Origin of the sequence: Arcicella rosea, from assembly GCF_014204325.1 — a bacterium.
GTDB classification, from domain to species: Bacteria; Bacteroidota; Bacteroidia; order Cytophagales; family Spirosomataceae; genus Arcicella; species Arcicella rosea_A.
The window spans coordinates 61,608-80,603 of record NZ_JACHKT010000001.1; the positions used below are offsets into that span (position 1 = coordinate 61,608).

Below are 18,996 nucleotides of genomic sequence, written 5' to 3' on the forward strand. Positions count from 1 at the left end.
GAAATTGGGGAAAAACGTGTAGGAATGTGTAGTTTTTGGGACAACCCAAGAGAATGCAGATTACTCAGTAATTAATTAGGTGTGCAAAATATATCAGGATAAAACCTGTAGCGGTAACTCTTGCAGTTACCGATTGACAATTGCCGAGATAAGAAACTGTAACCGTAAAGGTTACCGCTACACGTAATTTATTCTTTTAGCATTGGGAGTAATCTCAGTTGTTTTTTAAACCCAGAAAGCTATTTTTGAAATGATACTGAAGTAATGAGTACAATTTAAGAGATGTTTTATTGTTTGCAAGTAATTGATAATTAGATTTTTATTTCTAATTATCAATCACAATTTGCTAATAAATTAGTTAGTTTTTGATAAACTTCAATATTGCTCGATGTTTGTCTGAAAGGTATTCAATGAAATATTGACCACAAGATAAATGTTCAAGGTTGATGATGGTAAAAGTTGAATAGTGTTGTGTATCAATTTGTTGAATTTTTTGACCGTTTGCTCCTAAGATAGTTAAACTTGCTTTATCTATTGGATGAAATACTTTTAAAGTTTGCTGTGCTGGATTTGGCCCAAGTGAAATTTTATAGACAGATTCTTCTTCCATCGTTAAAGGAGTATTCACTGTTCCTTTTAAGGCTACTAGTTTATCACTCATACCCGACGAAGCATGTGTAATATTTCCTGTAAAAGTACCTATTAATTTAGCTGTCATTCTTACAGCAATACTTGTCTGAGGTAATTTTCCTGCCGTAGGTGAAAGCTTTAAACTTGAAGCTGCATTCACCCAAGTAGTATTATCTAAAGAAATTTCAAAATGAGGAGGAGGCAACAGCGTGACTTCACCCAGTAGATTTTCGCCTGAAAGATTATAAGTTTGGATGTTTGCAGGAACTCCGCCAATCAAGTAAACAAAATCTTGTAAGTTTTGACTAATGGTAAGTTCTACAGGTTTCATAATATTCAAATCTTTGACAGAACCCAACACGCTCAAATCTTTAATTTTGGCATATCGTCCCGCACTTGAACTACCCGTACTAAAATACATTCTGATAGTAATTGAATCTCCCGCTGTTAGATTGATTCCGTTTGCACCATTGAGGGCTAATTGGTAGAAAGTTGCCGTTTCACTAGGTTCTGAAACAGGCAAAGTGGGCGTGGTAAATGCACCATTGGCAGTATTTGGCATAGGTACACCATTTATCAAGCCGCCTGAAACATCAGCAGAATCAGCCTTAAAACCAGTTTTAGAATAAACAATAGCAAACTTTCCAGTTGCTGCGGCATATAACGACATTTTTAAATTCAAGGAATCTACTTTTACCGAAAAGCCAGAAGAAGCTTTCAGCACAAATTGTTCGTATAATCCACGATTCAAATTATTACCAAATCCACCGCCAGCGGTCGTCCATAAACCTCCGCCATCAACTGAAGGAGCAAAGGCTTGTCCGTGCAATGTCGAGTATGCAGGAATCACCGAATTATTGGAAAGGCTAAGTTTTTTCAGAACTGGTTTTGCAACAGATACACCTTTAGCTCTTAATGCCAGACTATCATTATCAGATGAACTCATTGCCCAAAAAGCCAAACGCTGTGAAATTGGTAATGGGTCGGTTTGTGTAGAACCATTTACTGAGATAGATTTACTGGTTGCATCCTTACTTACATGCAGAATATTTCCACTAAAAGTACCTGCTTGGGTACTATTTAAACGCACCTGAATACTTGTTGAAGTAATACTGCCATTGGTAGGTGTCAAGGAAAAATTACTTGAAGAACCAAGCCAAGTTTTGCCAGCATCAGCAGAAATTTCAAAATTATTAGGGACTGTAATGCTTAGTTTTTCGGCTAAGTTTTCGGCAGATAAACTATACACTTGTGCAGCAGAAGCTTTTCCCAAACCTTGCATAAAATCTTTGGGTGTACCAACTATCGTAATTGTTGGAACACTTGAAACGGTTAAAGTATCTGATACAAAATCTTTAAAACCAGTTTTGCTTCCTCTTAATAAATAGTAATAAGTTTTGCCAGCAGCAGGAGCGGCATCTGTCAAACTAAAATTGATGATTGTATCCGTACTAGCAACGGTTTCATTGAGCTTCGTAAAAGTTGCTTTATTGTCTGTACTTCTGTACAATTCATAGCGAATGTCTTTCATTGCCCAAGCTGTGTTCCATGCAAAAGAAGTAGGTGTAGAAAGATTTACTCCTTTGTTTACTTTAATATTTACCAAAGCAATTTCTGCTTTTGGGGTTGTACAAAAATCTGGAGTAGTAGTACATGGATTCCAATTGCCAAATACTTTGGTATTATCGTAATAAGCCGATGCATCAGTATCACTTAATTGCTTTGACCATGTTACTCTTTTACTAATATCTGCCAAACTACCATCATAGCGTTTGTTTTTGTATTCTGCATAAGTAATGATGGATGTATTTGTACCAGTATCCCAAGTTGACCAACCTTCTGGTTTGACAATTTTGTTGCCGTAAATACTATTCAAGAAAACTACTTTGTTCCCTTTTTTAGCAACATCAGCCGTTGAAGCATCATTCTGCCAAGGTCTGCCCAACACGTAAGAAGTTACTCCTGTGTTTGACGGCAAAATACAATTTCGGAAAATATAACCATAAGTTTGAGTCACGGGTGTATTGGCAGCTGTGATATAACTTCCTGATAATCTATCTGCTCGGTCTTTTGCATAAACTATACAAGAATCAAAAACAGCAATGGCACTTCCGAAGATAAAATCGACCACACCGTCGATATAACAGTTTTTGAAGTATTGTCTTTTACCATCTCCATTACTTAGAATAGTGTCTTGTCCACCCAAAAAAATACAGCTTTTTGCAACGTTTCTATCGCCTTCCAAAGAAATGGCTAAAGCTTGTGGTGCATCACCAGTGGTGTTTTCAACCGTTAAATTTTGCAAATAACAGTCTGCCGACTTAATGGTTAAAGTAGCAGAAGTACTTGTGCCGTAAGTTCCACCCGCAGGGTTTACTTTGCCAGAATAATCATTCCAAGAAATAATGGTTTTGGCGGCACTTTCCCCTATGAGATGAATAAAGGTTTTATTCGTAACGATTGATACTTTTTCAAGATACTTACCATTTTTAATGAAGATTCTATAAGGTTTAGTAGCATTAATAGGGGCAGCGTCAATCGCAGCTTGAATCGTTTTAAAAGAACCAGTACCGTCTTTTGCTACTACTGCATCGTAGCCCATCAAATCAATAATGGCAGCACCGCCAGCAATTTCTCCAGTTCCAGTATCTTTATTAATGCCATTCAAGAAGTTTTCTAAATTGGTATATCCATTTGATGCAATCATATTTCCATCACTAGCATTATTGGGATTTAAACCATTGGCTGTTTCCCAAAGGTCGTCCATACCATCTTTATCAGCATCTTTGTATGGCGTATTTGAACCATACTTAGGAACACCCCCAACATCAGTAGGACTATCAATGATTCCAGATGGGTGGGTAACGCCCGCATCTTTTACCGTTGAATAACCAGCACCTTCATAAGTAGCCGTGCCATTTTTTGTTTCACGAATAATTCTGGCATCAACAGCATCACGTCGTGGAAGTATTGCCCCAGCACTATCCAATACCGTTAAATATGCCTGTTCCGCAGTTTGAGTACGCAAAGGAGCAGTAGCAAAAGGAACACTTTGTCGGGCGGCTTTTATTAATTCATCGGCTCTTGCATAACTATCTTTTTGTACACCTTTTGTCCAGTTATCTGCCGAAACATCTGGATAGCCAGCTACCACATTGCCATCAATATAAAATTTACCACCCCAAGTAGTGTCTGTTCCGTTATCTACCACAAAATTGGAGTAATTGAGCAAACGATTTCTTTTATTGGAACTAGAACTTGTCGTTAAATTCCCCGGTGTAGCTGGGCCGGGTTTATAATAATTGTTCACCATGTTAATTCTGCTCCCTTCGCCACCGTAAGATGAATTGATATTTCCCCAGTTGTATAATACGTTATTGCGATAATCAACTAATTCTTCAGAAGGGTCATAAGGAATATAGCCCGGACGAGTACCTCCAAAACGTGGATTTCGGGAAGTATGATGTGCCAATAAATTATGGTGAAAAGTAGCGTTTGCACCGCCCCAAATACCGCCGTAGCCGTGTTTGCCTTTATCGTGTTTAGAGTTAAATAAACTTTCTGCTAGAATACTCCATTGTAAAGTAAAATTACGAATGCCATAAAATGAACCCGTTTCATCAATTGACCAACTCATAGAGCAGTGGTCAACAATGATGTTTTGATGAGTACCGTTCCAACTGTTCATCGCATCGTCGTCAACGGCATTGTCATCACCAAATCTGCATCGGATATAACGAATAATAATATCTGATGCAGAAATATTGACGGTATAACCTGTGATACAAATACCTTGTCCCGGAGCAGTTTGTCCTGCTATAGTTAGGTTGTTTTGTTTGATTTGTAATCGACTTTTTAATTTTATTTCGCCAGAAACTTTAAAAATGATGGTTCGATTTGGCTGACTAATCGCATCTCTTAAACTTCCAGCACCAGTATCGTTGAGGTTGGTTACTTCATAAACCGTTCCGCCTCGTCCACCTTTTGCGAAGCGTCCGCCACCTTCGGCAGTTGGAAATGCTAGTTGTTGAGCCTTGATTGTCAAAGAAAAAAGCAAAAGGAGTATCAAAGGCAAAAAAAAGCTTTTTTTGCCTTTACTCAATGATAAAGGAGTTTTCATCGGATTTTATCAGGAATATATTTTCCGTTAAAAAGGTTAAAAATGCTTAGTTCCCTTTTGAGAAATATTAAAGAGAACTAAGCAATTGATTGAAATAGAGGTATTTTTTTATTTTTTATCCCATTTTTCTAGCCAAGCTGGGTAATCGGTACTTAAAAGTTTAGCTGGCCAAGTACCATAATAAGCATAGCCAACACGTCTTTCATTTTCTACTTCTGCTAACGTTGCTCTAGGTACGCTGTCTCTGCCTGTAAAGAAAGGTACATTCGTTTCAGTATTATAAAATCTTGCCCAGAGCGTTGAATTGGGGTCTGTTTTTACCAAACGGTCTTTACCTTTTGGCAAGGAAGGGTCTTTCACTTCTTCGATTTTAATTCCTACTAATTTTACGGAATCAAGCCAATTGACTGCTGCTTTTATTGCTTGTTTAATTTCAGTAGAAGGGTTATCAATCTCCATTAAAAAAGTCACAATGCCAACGGTTTCAGCACCACTTAATGAAGGTAATTCAAATTTACGAGCTTTGGCAGGTAGTAAAGTTTCACGGTCGTGTTGAGCACACCAAGCCGTTAATTTGCCATTTTGTTTGTATTGTGTATTCAAAATACAAGTAATTCCTTTTTGAATGGCAAGTTTTGCTAAAGGTCTTAAAGAAGGAGAAACAAGCTCAAAATCATGCTGCCCATTAGCAGTATTTTGCAATACTTTCATGACATCCATCATGGCATTATCATTATAAGTAATGTGTTTATGATAGCCCGAAGTATCGGGGAAAAATTGTCCCCAGCCACCAGCTTTATTTTGTGCTGCCAATAAATAGTTGATACCTCTTTCGGCAGCTTGTAGATAAGCTGGGTTTTGTGTTTTCTTGTATGCAGAAACTAAAGTATTGATTTCGTTTGTGGTAGCTTTATCGTCGATAGTCGTATCGTAAACCTTTTTTTCAGACAATAATTTTGCTCGTAAACTTTCAGAAATTGTTAATTTATAATTGATAGCATCGCCACCGGGTTGAGGCCAGCCTCCATTATCTCTTTGGTACAAAAGCATTCTTTCAGCCACAGAATCTTGTGGATAAGCGTTTGTCTGAACACTTTGTGTGATTTGAGTACTTTTACAGGCAAGTATTTGAAAACTTACCAAACAAGCTAAGAGGAGGAAGGTTTTTTTTGACATATTTTTTGAGTTCAATTACTTCATTCTCAACCGAAGGATATTTGCTTTCTCCTAGATAAATGGCTGAGAATTAAGTGTATTTTAATCTTGTTTATTTTCAACAATAAGCTATTTTACTCTCCAACGTGGGTCACCAGTATCTTTACGACCAGGGAAAGTAGCATCTTTAAAATTGAAATTTAAGCCAGAATAAGGACTAACCCAAAGTTCAGCAGCTTTTTTGGTATAAGTAAACGAAGGTAAACCAGAGATTTCAGTTCCTGCCACATAAGAGAAATCGCCAGTTGTATAAGTATTCAAAACAGTAAAGTTTGTTACATCTAAACCAGCAGATTTTCCTCGAACTGCCAATACTGCAGTACCCGCTTGATCCCAAGCATGTCCCCAAATACAGTTTGAAATTTTAATACCATTCGTCACGTTTCGCAAACCAGCTGCACCACGCCAGTTGAATAATGAACCGCTGTTGGTGGCTACTTCACTCAAAGTACAGTCTTCAATCAAAACTGAATTTGAATTCTGACGAGAAGTCAAGAAAATATTGATTTTACTGAAAGTACTTTTTTGGAGAATAATATTATCTACAGCCGCATTACCAGCACCATCAGTATCAGTTGTTAAAATACCATAAGTACCAATTTGGTGAATGATAGAGTTTTTGATAATAAAATTGTTCGCAAAGAATTTCCCTCTAATACGCAATAAACCACGCATATTTGAAGCAATGCAATTATCCAAAGAAAGTTCTTTAACCGTTGTTAAAGTAGCGATGTTGGGATTGAAAATATAACTTCCACCGATGTCTGCTCCGATAAATTCGATATTATTGAAACGAATATAGTCTAAAGTAACGCCCGCAGCAATATTCCCACCACCCGAAGTCGTAATAATCGTTTTTTGCTCGCCAAAACCATAAGCACTTGTTACAGTAACAGACTTAGCAAAATTGTTAACTGGCATGGTATAAGTAGCACCTTTTTTCAAAACAATAGTTCCGCCTTCTACTACATTCAATAAAGCAGTGTTCAATGCAGTTGGGTCATCACTTTCTGATAAGTCGATTACATTCGGGCTACTTGTATCAACCGCACGGCTGATAGTGGTAAAATTATCCCAACCTTTAATGGTACCATCAGCAGCATAAATGGCTAATTGATAAGTAGTGAGCGGGTTTAATTTACTAACAATCGTGCTTCCAGCTTTTTGATCAGCTTCTGAAACATCATATTGTGCTAAAGGAGTAGCCAATTTTAGGTCTGTTTTGGCAAATACTTTTACTTTCGCAACGGTTACACCGCCTGTTGTCCATCTTATTCTAGCAGCTACATCAATTACATCGGCAGCTGTAGGAGTAGCCATAATACTCGGAAATTTTTCAGTTTTTACACTTCCTAAATCTGATATTTTACTATCTAATTCTGTTTTAGTAGCATGTGCTTTGGCACGTACTTGATAAGAAGTATTCCAATAAAGAGATTCACCTTTCAGCAAGGTTTCGTCAACAATAACATAATTTGTATCTACTTTAAAAGTATAATCAGTTGTTTTGAAAGTATCTCTACTCACTTCTACGGTATAACCTGTTGCTGCTTTGATATTTCCCATGTTTACGATGATGGTATTATTTTTAGCAGAAAGTTCTTTGTTTAAAACGGGTCTGAAAAGACGAGTTTCAGCCGTGATTTCCTCTTCTGGTTTGCAAGCAAAGAAAGCCATTATGCTCACTATGACTACTGCGAAACCTTGTTTTATATGTGTTTTATTCATGAGTATTTCTTCGTTTAATTATGAATCAGTGAATTGTGATTTAGTGAATTATTCATCGAAAACTCACTAAATCACCACTTAAACATTCACCTAAAATTGGTATCCATCATTCACTAATTTACCTTGACTATTCGTAATGGCTTCTGCTGGAATTGGGAAAATGTATCGAGCAACACCTGGCACTGGGCCGTTGTAGTATTTCTCCCAATCTTTAGTAATCCACTCTTGATAAGTAGTTGGTGTTGGTTTTAAACTTGCTAGAAACGATACTCTTGTCCAAGTAGCATCTGGTGTGCCAACATACTTTCTACTAGGATTTAAAACTTTGAAATTGCCACTTGCATCTCTTTTCCAGTACATATAATCTGGTAATTCAGAATAATTCCCTGAACCTGTAAAAGCTGCATCTGCCATTTCTTTGGTTGTTGCTACAAGTTCTTGCGATTTTTTAGCATATAAATTCCAACGAATTAATTCATATTTACGAATCATTTCACCACCAAATTCCCAAGCTCTTTCATTGACGATAGCATCGAAAAACATTTGCTTACTTCCCGAAATACTTGTAATGTAGTTCGTCACTTTTTCTGGCCAATATTTTGAATCGAAAGCACGTTGACGTACTCTTCTCAAAGCAACTTGTGCAGTAGCTGTAGGGCCATTTAATTCATTTTCAGCTTCTGCCAACATCAATAAAACATCAGAGTAACGCAACATTGGCCAGTTGATGCCTGTTCCTTTGGCTGTTGAAGCACCAGGTGCTTTATCTAAAAACCAACGACTCCATTTTCCTTGAGCGATGTTCATCGAATTGTTTACGAAAACGGCTTGTCCGCTTGTGTTGATTTTATACAAAGCACAAGTAACATCACGGCGAATATCCAAAGTATCAAACGAGAAATAATAAGTTGGAGGAATTGCCATGTAGTTATTTCCTGAACCATAACTATGTGCCGCAGTTGTTCCACCGTCAACAGTAATTCCGATGTTCCAGCCAACATCACCATTTCCATTGGCGAATGGTATTTCAAATAAAATATCGCTATTGGTTGGGGTTACAAATTTTGATTCATTCAAAAATACTTGTCTGAAATCTGTTGGTAAAGCACGGTCTTTCAGCGTAATTAATTTCATTGAATATTCCTTAGCAATTTTATAGTATTCTAAATAATCAGATTTACGTTCCATCGCTAAAGAAGGAGTAAGATAATATCCACCTCTTTGTAATGCTAAGCGAGCAATCATTCCGAGTGTATATTCACGGTTTACTTGTTCAATACCATAGCTAGTTTGGTCAGCCCAAGACATTTTTCCTTCAATATCAATTAAATCTTGAATTACTTGTGTCAAGATAACATTGCGGTCTTCTTTCTGTAAAAAGAAATCGTTTCCAGCTTTTGGTGCAAGGCGAACATTTGGAACGTCTCCAAAATAAAACGTTAACATACTGTACCAATAAGCACGAATGGTATAAGCTTCGCCAAGCATTTGATACATTTTTTTAGAAATCGTAGCATCCGACGATTTAAGAGCGGCACTGGCTTCAATGCCTTCAATGGCTACATTACAGTTTCTGATAGCAGTATAGGCGGCATTCCACGTAATACGTAAATCACTGTTGGTAGCAAGGGCGCTTAAATCCCAGATTTGATAACGGTCTGCCGAACTCGACCAGCCACTTTGGTGTTCGATGTCGGTATTACCCGCCATGTTATTTGAAAGTCTTGAACGGAAGGCATCTTGCCCAAAAGATTCATAAATGGCATTTACTCCTTTACGAGCATCGTCCACGTTTGAATAAATATAATTCGTATCGAAAGTTGATAATGAATCTGGTTCTAAAAAGTCTTTGCAGGATGTCATAAAAATTGACAAGGCTGCGAGCATCAGTAATTTCTTTTTCATAATTATTTTTAATAACTGTTCGCCTGAACGTTCAGCTTATTTATGTTGATTATAGATTGCTTTCTTAACTTAAAAAGTAATGTTAACACCAAAAGTATAAGAACGGCTTCTAGGGAAAGATGAATAATCTACACCAGGTGTTAAGCCAGAATAGCTACTTCTGCTAGTACTTACTTCTGGGTCATAACCAGAGTATTTCGTCCATAAATAAAGGTTATTGCCTGTTACATAGACTCTTAATTGCGACATACCAAGTTTAGAAATCCAGCTTTTTGGTAAAGAGTAACCAATGTTTAAGTTGTTTAAACGGATGAAAGAACCATCTTCAACAGCCCAGTCGCTGATTAATGCTTGCGAATCGCTAAAACCAAGTGGCGACCAAATGTTTTTATTCGCATTCAATTCAGCCAATTGCGTTAGGTCGGTTACGATTTCTCCCGGAGTACCTGTGTATTTTCCGTCAACGTCTAAATAAGTAAAGCGATTTTCAAGACTCATGGCATCTGTAAGGTTTCCATAAGTAACACGGCGGAATTGGTTATACTGAATTTTACCAGTGTTATAGACATCATTTCCATACGACCAGTTGAAGAATATCGAAGCGTCTAATCCTTTATAACGACCATTAAAGCCGAAACCACCTTGTGCTTTTGGAAGTGTATTGCCGATAACCTTACGGTCAAGGCTGTTTACCACGCCATCGCCATTAATGTCTTTTAGTTTGATAAAGCCCGGTCTGATAGCTGAATTTCCTGTGATTGAAGTAGAGTTAATTACTCCTTCTTTTAGGATATATCTTTTAGCAGTAGCATCGTAGCTTGCGAAATCATTGGTTGAGTAAAAACCATCTGTAACGTAACCATAAATATCACCTAAAGTACCACCAACTTTTACGTAGAAATCGTCTTGGTCACGTAAATCAGTACTTGCCCAGTTCGATTGGAAGAAACGTTCCGTAGTTCCATCAAGTGCTTCAACTTTTGCTCTATTAATTCCGAAGTTGAAGTTTGCAGAGAAAGAAACATCAGATTTATCAATGAAATAACCTGTTAAAGCTAATTCAATCCCTTTATTTGAAGTACTGCCCACATTGTTCCATTGTCTAGTAAAACCAGAACTTGAAGGAATGGCAGATTGAAGTAATAAATCTTTGGTAACGTTCTGATACAAGTCAATACTTCCGACTAAACGTTGTTTGAAGAAAGCGAAATCTAAACCAAGGTTTTTATTGATAGTTGTTTCCCATTTCAAATTTGAATTATATAGTGTACTTCCAGTTGGGGTATAATAAACGTTATCGATATTGCCAAAACCAGGGCCACGAAGTGTTGTAGCTTCAAACAAGAATTTTGTTGCAGTAGCATCAATACGGTCGTTACCAGTAGCACCATAACTTACACGAAGTTTCAATTCATCCAAAGCGGTAATACTTTTGAAGAGTTTTGTTTCAGAAATTTTCCAACCTAAAGCTAAAGCAGGGAATAAACCTACACGGTTTTCTGCACTGAATTTACTTGAAGCATCCGCTCTGAAAGTAATAGCAGCCAAGTAACGGTCTTTGAATTGATAATTGATACGACCAAAGCCTGAAAGACGATTCTCTCTAATTTTTTCACTAGTATATTGGCGGTCTGTTCGTCCAAAAGATAAATTAGCAAAAAGCTCCTGTGGAGTAATAGATGCTCTAAAATCTTCTGTGCGAATGAAACTTACATCGCCACCCAAAGAATATACTTCATGACCTAGTAAAAAATCTAGTTTATGTTTTCCTAAACCAGACATTTGATAACCCAATGTATTTAGCCAACGGAAAGAATCATTTTCATTGACGGTTTTTTCGCCAATAGGTAAGCTACTCCCATTATTGAAAGATTCACCAGTTAATGGCCCATAATAACGTAAGTTTTTATCGAATGATTTAGAACCTGTAATCGTCGATTTTAAATTAAGGTCTTTAAGAATTTCCCAACTTAAACCAGCATTAAAAACATAGTCTTGTGTTGTTCTTTTACGCCAGTCTTGCAATACAAGTTTTTTAGGATTTACAAGTGCCAAAAGGAAAGAAGCAAAATCATCATCCGTTCCAGCACTACTTAAATCAATGTCTAATTCATCAGCAATACCATTTATCGGTCTTGTTTGAACTGCATCTTTAATATTAAGTTGTGCAGAACCTGATGTACCAGTACCGTCAACGATGGTATTCGTAACACGAGCGGAAGCATCAAATTTCAATTTTTTAGTAATCGTTTGATTGATTTTGAAGTTGATAACATTACGATTATAACCCGAACCAGTAAGTAATCCTTGGTCAGTATTGTTCGTCAAACTTAAGCTCATTGTTGTGTTTTCGTTACCACCACTAATACTTAAATTATGTGATTGAGTAGTACGTGGAGAACCGAAAAGTTCGTCTTGCCAATCAGTTCCTTTTTTGTTTTGGTACAAATCATAATCGCCGTATTTTCCAAAAAACTTCTCTATGTTGTTCACATCAGTAGCCGTTTTTAGTTTAGCTCTTTCATAGTTTACCAAAACGTATTCGTAAGGAGAAAGTACTTTATAGGCTCTGTCAGATGGCAATGCTTTGAATTGCATAAAACCGTTGTATGAAACAGTAGTACGACCCGGACGAGGTTTTTTCGTGGTAATTACCACCACACCATTGGATGCCTGAGCACCATAAATTGCCGTAGCCGCTGCATCTTTCAAAACGTTGATACTTTCAATATCCGAAGGAGGAACATCTTTGATACTGTTTACAATAAAACCATCTACCACATACAAAGGTGAATTATCTTGCGTAAGTGAACCGCCTCCACGTACACGAATCACCACATCAGCATCTGGAGAACCGTCTGTCGTTACTACACTAACACCGGCCATTCTACCCGTCATTGCTTGTGCAGCACTGGTGATTGGAATATTTTTTAAATCCCTAGCCGACATACTTGATACCGAACCCGTATTGTCGGTTTTCTTTACCAAACCATAACCATCACTTACTACGGCTACTTCTTCGAGCATACTGTTGTCTGGTGCAAGTGATACATTGATTTCTGTACGACCATCAACAGTAACCTCTTGCGTTTTCATCCCGATGAAAGAAAAAACTAAAGTGGCACCTTTGGCTACCGAAATACTATATTTTCCGTTAACGTCTGTCGTTGTTCCAGCAGTAGTTCCTTTTACTTTTACCGTCACGCCCGGAAGAGTTTCATTTGTTTCTGAATCCACCACTTTACCTTTAATAGTAACGTCGGCGGTGATACTGGGCATGGACGTTTCAATCGTTGAGGAGGGAAGTACTATTTTTTCCTCAATGGCATACATGGGCGTTAATATGATGGCATTATGCACAACTTTATAGCCGATATTAAGCGGAGGCAAGAAACGGCTCAATATATTTTTCAGGCTTTCGTTGGTAGCCGTCAAAGTAAGATTCGTCGCTTGCGAGATATTGTTCTTTGAACTAAAAACAAAAGGTACTCCCGATTCCTTTTCTAGCTCTTTAAGTACGCCTTTAATCGTACTGTTTTTTATAGAAACAGTCACGGTTTTGGCTAAAACTTCCTGTGCTTTGGCTTCTTTGGCATACGATGCCACCATGAAAGCTACAGTAATGGCCAACTGAATGACAGTCATCCTCATGATTTTGAAAAATGTTGTCTTAATAAATTGTTTTTCCATAAATTTGCTTTGTACGATTTTGTGTTTGAAATCTACATTACTCTTAAATCACCTAGGAAATGATTGGGGTAATTGTTGGGCTTGGGTGCTGGTAACACTTCAAGCCCTCTTTTTTTATTGTAATTGTATTGGTTGAAAATAAAATACTTTGCTAAAATCCTGATAATCAAGATGTTTTTAATAAGAGTTGCAATGTTGTTTATCGCTATTTTAATTTAAAAACCTGTCACTCATCATTCACAACTCATAACTCTCAATTCCTACAAGCAGCCTTCGCCAATAATGGTAATTTCATTGCCTTCAATCTGATAAGTAGCATTGATAGAACTACAGATAATATCCATCATCACGGGTAAACGCTGGTTGGTGAAATTGGCGAAAAGTGTGCATTTACGAATGTTCATGTTGGGAGTACGGATAGTCATGCCATATTCTACTTCCAGTCGGGTCAATACTTTATCAAGTGTTACTTCATCAAAACTGATGCTGATTGGCTCCCAAAGCTGTCGGTGTTTACTTTTTTCAAGGGTTAAATCATGCGTTTCTAAAGTATTCTCTTCTTTCTGAATCACTACTTGTTGTTGTGGTGTAATGATTACTTGATTGAAACGTTCGCTATTTTCGGGGTCTTGGTATTTTACTTTTACTTTTCCCGTCACCACCGAAACTTCATATTTTGCATCTTTGGAAGATGCCACCACATTGAAACTTGTTCCCAACACCACTACATTCAAACCTTTATTTTTTACATAAAAAGGCTGTTCTTTATTGGGTTTTACATCGAAAAACGCTTCTCCTTCTAAATACACATCTCTGGTTGCCGCATTTTTTACAATTTTATACAAAATGGTGGTGGATGGATTCAGCCAAACTTTACTACCATCTGGTAAGGCTAATTCATGAATCGCTTTACTTGTGTTGGTAAATGATTGCCACAACGAACGCTCTTTTTGTGAAACTTCTTTGAACCCCATCGTTTCTTGAAGATTACTTTCTTTTTGTGGCTGCCAAAACCAGCCTAACAATACCAGGAAACTGGCTGCAATACCTGTAATTGCCCAACGAATTACTTTGCGATTAAACAAAGGAATTACTGATGTTTCTAATACTTCGCTGTTGAGGCTTGGTTGTAATGTTTCCCAAATCCTTTCTTCAGGTTCTATATGTTCTTCAACTCCATCTTGATGGTCGTCGAAGGCATTGTACCAATCCAACAGTTTTTTGATTTCATCAGGAGTATATTTTTGCTTGAGCGAATTGATGATTTCATCATCATCCTTGAATTCACCTTGAATCATGTTAGTTGCTATTTTTTATCAATAAAATACTATTTACTCCTTAACGTACTAGTCGGTTAAGGAAAACAGTTCCACTACTTGAATATGATTATTTTTGAAATTAATTTTCAAAAAGGAAGAAAAAGAGAGGGAAAAGAGCATTTGGACTGATAAATTCAGCCATGCGAGACTTCAATAAGCGTAAAGCTTTGGCAATATGATTTTCGACGGTATTTTCTGAAATACCCAATTGGATAGCAATTTCTTTTTGAGAAAGCCCAGCTCTACTCAACAAAAATACTTCTCTGCATTTTTCGGGTAATACCACAAGATTTTCTTGATACAGCCGCATCGCATCGGCATAGAGGATATTTTCCTCTGTAATGTTGGAGCTTTGATTGATGTGCAGTTGGTAATCCAGAAAATTCTGTTTTACCGTATGGTGGTCGAGAGCGTCCAAAACTCGATACTTTACACTACGCATGAGGTAATTTGGAAGTGAGTCAATCTGAATCTTCTGGCGATTCAGCCATAAGTTCAAAAACAAATCATGGATAATATCCTCTGTTTGTTGATTATCGTAAAGTCTGCGTTTCGCTAAAGCGTAAAGTTTTTGGAAGTATCTTCTGTAAATTTCCTCAAAAGCAGTCTCGCTGTCTTCTAATAAAAGACCCAGTAATTCTGTATCGCTTGAAGCTTTGAGTGGTCTATACATAAGAAAAGTAATAAATAATATTAAAAAAATTATTTTCAAAAGTAGGAGTAAGCATTTACAATATCCAATGTTTTGACTTAATTTTTTACGCAATCGTTCCCGACAACGTTTTCATAATTCTATTTTGAGAATTTTTTAGGAATGATTAACAGGAAGTATCAAGATTCTCTAGTTTTTCAATGCTTAATAAATGCTAAAGATGTGTTGAAAAACATCATTTTTCTTTAATAAAACCTTCATTGTATTTACTCATCTTAGTGGAGTATCATATCTAAATTTTTGAGTGTATTGATATAAATTTTGATTATTTGTAGTGATTTTATAACCTTGAGAAAGAAGAAAGAGTGTTGCCCTAAATAGGAAAAAACCTTAATAGAATGAAAATTAAAAGCATAGTATTAACAAATGATAATTTATAAAAGAAAAGTAGATATAAAATTGTAAATTCTACATTTATTCAACATATTTAGCATCCAAACAATATAAAGAGTGCTACGGATATTATTTACTGGCTCTTTTATCGTCTCATTTAAGCATAATAACTCATAAAATTAACCGCCAACCCACAGCATTCAATGTTTGATAGCCGCTCTGTCAATTTAGAAATTTTAAAACAACGTGCCTATAATTTAAGATGGGCAACAGTACCTCAGGGAGTAATTCCATTGACGGCCGCCGACCCTGATTTTCCGAGTGCTCCTGAAATTGCAGAGGCAATCACTCGTTTTGTGAAAGACCGCTATTTATGTTATGGACCTCCTGATGGTTTGCCTGATTTTAAAGAAAGTGTTGCCAATTTTTTCATAAACAAGAGAAATATCCCCGCTAAGCCAGCTTATATTTTTCCTGTAGATAGTGCAGCTTTTGGAATTTATGTTGTTTGTCAGGCTTTTTTAGCACCAAATGACGAAGCAATCATTTTTGACCCAGTCGATTTCCTATTCAGATATTCTGTAGAATCGGTGGGAGGAAAGGCTGTATCTTTTGCGATTCCAGCAGGAACAGATAAAGTAGATTTTGAAGCATTAGAAAAACTAATTACGCCAAAAACTCGCTTGATGTGCTTGTGTAATCCGCTTAATCCAACAGGAAAAGTATTTACCAAAGCTGAATTACTCCAACTTGGTAATATCGCTTGTAAGCATAATTTAACGATTTTGTCGGATGAAATCTGGAGTGATATTATCTATGCACCACATACTTATACCAGTATTGCCTCATTAGATGAAGCCATTCGTGAACGCACTGTTACTGTAACAGGTTATAGCAAATCGTATGGTTTGGCTGGTTTACGCATTGGTTCAGTGATGGCATCTAATCAGGAAACATTTGATAAACTCATAAAAGTATCATTACATCAATCTACTGTTCATGGAGCCAATGTAATCGGTCAAATTGCTGCGACCACCGCATTAAATGAATGTGATTATTGGCTAAAAGCCTTTGTAGCACATTTAAATGAAATGCAAAAACTTTGTGTTACTGAACTTAACAGTATGAAAGGTGTAAACTGTATTGCTCCTGAAGGTTGCTATGTGGCTTTTGCCAATATTGTAGGAACAGGAAAATCCAGCAAAGAAATCCATGAATTATTGTTGAATGAAGCAAAAGTAGCCGTTGTCCCCGGATTAAAAGAATGGTTCGGAGCAGGTGCAGATGGCTATATCCGATTAAGCTTTGCTACTTCTGAAGAAATCCTTACACAAGCACTTTCACAAACTAAAACAGTAATCAACGCATTATGAAAGTAGTAATTATTGGCGGAGGCGTCGCAGGCCTAACACTGGGACTATTACTCAAGAAAAATAATATTGAAGTTGTTGTCAACGAAAAATTCAAAGAAATGACTACCCGTGGTCATGCGTTTTTAATGCACATCGACGGTTGGTCTATCTTAAACGAATTAAATGCCAATACAGAAATTTGTCTTCCCGGTGAAGAAATCGGTGCTTTTAGTTTGAATAGACAAGATGGAAAACAAGTAAAAAGGCAAAAGTTAAATCTTTGGCGTTGTATCAAACGAAAAGATTTAGTACAGTTTTTATATGATTTATTCCCGAAAGAGCAACTCAAAACTGGTAGGACATTTTCACATTTTATCTATGAAAATGGTAAAGCCATTGCTGCACAATTTACCAATGGTGAAGTAGAATATGGAGATGTGTTTGTGGGTGCTGATGGTGGAAACTCTGCCGTGCGTGAAGCTATTTTAGGTGCCGTTACTTATACGCCTGTAGAAGTAAAAGAAGTAGTAGGGATTTGTACGAACGAAAGATTAGGTGCTTCGCATCAAAATATATTTACAAAATATCAGAGCTGTACTCGTGGACTAAGTTTCGGAATGATTCCTGTTTCTGAAAAAGACTTCGTTTGGTTTATGCAGTACAGTGTGGCTGAGGCCGATTGTGACCAAGGCTGCTCTCCAGAAGAATTAAAAGCTTTCTGTAATTATCAATTAGCAGATTTTCCACCAGTGGTTACTGAATTATTAGCAAACAATGATTTCAGTACAAGCTATATCTGGAATACTCGTGATTTTGGATTATTACCTAAATTTCATGCAGACAATGTGGTGCTAATTGGTGATGCCGCCCATTTGGCTTTACCTTTTACCAGTGCTGGAACGACTAATGCGATTTTAGATGCTAAAAAATTGACGGAAAAATTATTGTCTTTAGATGATGTTGAAGAAGCTTTTGAGGCATATTACGACGAACGTCAAGAGGATATTAAAAAACATATTTATTTAGGAAGAGAACTAAAAGAATTGTTTTTGAACCCTCTCAGTGTAGATGGTGATAAAATGGTTGTGCCTTTGATTTCAAAAAGAGAAGACAAAGATGCACATACCGAAAAGCTTATTGATATTCAGTATTTTACAGATCCAATTTGCTCTACTTGTTGGGTTGTTCAGCCTTTATTGAGAAAGCTGAAATTAGAATATGGTGCTTATATCAAGATTGACTACAGAATGGGAGGTTTATTACCTTCTTGGGATGAGTACGAGCGTGGGTCAATTTCTAAACCTTCTGACGTAGCACCACATTGGGAAGAAGTTTGTATGATTCACGGAATTCCGTTGGATGGTGATATTTGGATTGAAGACCCACTACCTTCTTCATATCCGCCATCCATTGCTTTCAAAGCGGCACAAATGCAAGATGCAGATTTGGCTTTGTTGTTTTTGAGAAGAATTAAAGAGATGCTCTTCCTTGAAAAAATCAATATCGTTGATATGGCATATCTTGAAAAAGCGGCTTTTGATGTTGGTTTAGACTCTGCTCGTTTTGTACATGATTATGAAAATAAAGCACAAGAAGCCTTCAGAGAAGATTTGATTTTGGCTCAGAATATGCAAGTAGGTGTATTGCCAACGTTGATTTTCACCAACCTTGAAAACGAACAAATTATCAGTAAGGATTATCAAGAATATGAGTATTTAGAAGAAATTATTCATAAACTAGTTCCAAAAGCCCAAAAAAGGACTTTCAATACTGATCCAGTTTTCTTATTCACCAATTTCTCAACGATGACCAGCAAAGAATTTTCTTTCTTGAGTAGCAGAGATATGGAAGAAACCAATCATATTTTAGCAGATTTATTCGATAAAGGTTTTATTGATAAATACGAAAGTAAAAACGGAATTATCTGGAAAAGTAAATTGGCGAATTATTAATGAAATAATTAATATGAGTCATCCCGAATTTTAAAATCAT

Annotated in this window: 9 protein-coding genes; 2 read left to right on the forward strand and 7 right to left on the reverse strand. The window is 36.8% G+C overall.

Features of this window, described 5'->3' with window-relative positions; genetic code table 11:
• Positions 1–358 precede the first annotated feature (358 nt).
• From HNP25_RS00265 to HNP25_RS00295, 7 genes are all read right to left on the reverse strand, one after another.
• Positions 359–4,750 carry a pectinesterase family protein gene (locus HNP25_RS00265; RefSeq protein WP_184128351.1) on the reverse strand — a complete coding sequence of 1,464 codons (4,392 nt, stop codon included), beginning with the start codon at positions 4,748–4,750 and terminating at the stop codon, positions 359–361.
• Between the two features lie 108 nt (positions 4,751–4,858).
• The gene (gene pelA / locus HNP25_RS00270) at positions 4,859–5,926 is read right to left on the reverse strand and encodes a pectate lyase (protein ID WP_184128354.1); all 1,068 of its coding nucleotides are present in this window, start codon (positions 5,924–5,926) and stop codon (positions 4,859–4,861) included.
• A 108-nt stretch (positions 5,927–6,034) separates the two neighbouring features.
• Positions 6,035–7,693, reverse strand: coding sequence for a DUF4957 domain-containing protein (locus HNP25_RS00275; protein ID WP_184128357.1), 1,659 nt, complete (start codon positions 7,691–7,693; stop codon positions 6,035–6,037).
• A 90-nt stretch (positions 7,694–7,783) separates the two neighbouring features.
• Entirely contained in the window at positions 7,784–9,598 is a 1,815-nt protein-coding gene (locus tag HNP25_RS00280; protein WP_184128360.1) for a RagB/SusD family nutrient uptake outer membrane protein, read from the reverse strand.
• A gap of 69 nt (positions 9,599–9,667) precedes the next feature.
• Entirely contained in the window at positions 9,668–13,288 is a 3,621-nt protein-coding gene (locus tag HNP25_RS00285) for a SusC/RagA family TonB-linked outer membrane protein (protein ID WP_229202740.1), read from the reverse strand.
• Between the two features lie 260 nt (positions 13,289–13,548).
• On the reverse strand, positions 13,549–14,586 hold the full coding sequence (locus tag HNP25_RS00290) for a FecR family protein (protein ID WP_184128363.1): 1,038 nt from the start codon (positions 14,584–14,586) through the stop codon (positions 13,549–13,551).
• A gap of 100 nt (positions 14,587–14,686) precedes the next feature.
• Entirely contained in the window at positions 14,687–15,280 is a 594-nt protein-coding gene (locus tag HNP25_RS00295; RefSeq protein WP_184128366.1) for an RNA polymerase sigma-70 factor, read from the reverse strand.
• Positions 15,281–15,855: 575 nt separating this feature from the next.
• On the opposite strand from HNP25_RS00295, the gene HNP25_RS00300 reads away from it, so the two are divergent.
• Both HNP25_RS00300 and HNP25_RS00305 read left to right on the forward strand, forming a co-directional pair.
• Positions 15,856–17,025: a pyridoxal phosphate-dependent aminotransferase gene (locus HNP25_RS00300; RefSeq protein ID WP_184128369.1), complete on the forward strand. Its 1,170-nt coding sequence runs from the start codon at positions 15,856–15,858 to the stop codon at positions 17,023–17,025.
• The gene (locus HNP25_RS00305; RefSeq protein WP_184128372.1) at positions 17,022–18,956 is read left to right on the forward strand and encodes a DsbA family protein; all 1,935 of its coding nucleotides are present in this window, start codon (positions 17,022–17,024) and stop codon (positions 18,954–18,956) included. The genes HNP25_RS00300 and HNP25_RS00305 overlap by 4 nt, the downstream gene beginning before the upstream one ends.
• Positions 18,957–18,996 lie beyond the last annotated feature (40 nt).

Coding starts and splice junctions, on each gene's coding strand:
- HNP25_RS00265 (WP_184128351.1), bottom strand. CDS start 4,750: ATGAAAACTCCTTTATCATTGAGTAAAGGCAAAAAAAGCTTTTTTTTG.
- pelA (WP_184128354.1), bottom strand. CDS start 5,926: ATGTCAAAAAAAACCTTCCTCCTCTTAGCTTGTTTGGTAAGTTTTCAA.
- HNP25_RS00275 (WP_184128357.1), bottom strand. CDS start 7,693: ATGAATAAAACACATATAAAACAAGGTTTCGCAGTAGTCATAGTGAGC.
- HNP25_RS00280 (WP_184128360.1), bottom strand. CDS start 9,598: ATGAAAAAGAAATTACTGATGCTCGCAGCCTTGTCAATTTTTATGACA.
- HNP25_RS00285 (WP_229202740.1), bottom strand. CDS start 13,288: ATGGAAAAACAATTTATTAAGACAACATTTTTCAAAATCATGAGGATG.
- HNP25_RS00290 (WP_184128363.1), bottom strand. CDS start 14,586: ATGATTCAAGGTGAATTCAAGGATGATGATGAAATCATCAATTCGCTC.
- HNP25_RS00295 (WP_184128366.1), bottom strand. CDS start 15,280: ATGTATAGACCACTCAAAGCTTCAAGCGATACAGAATTACTGGGTCTT.
- HNP25_RS00300 (WP_184128369.1), top strand. CDS start 15,856: ATGTTTGATAGCCGCTCTGTCAATTTAGAAATTTTAAAACAACGTGCC.
- HNP25_RS00305 (WP_184128372.1), top strand. CDS start 17,022: ATGAAAGTAGTAATTATTGGCGGAGGCGTCGCAGGCCTAACACTGGGA.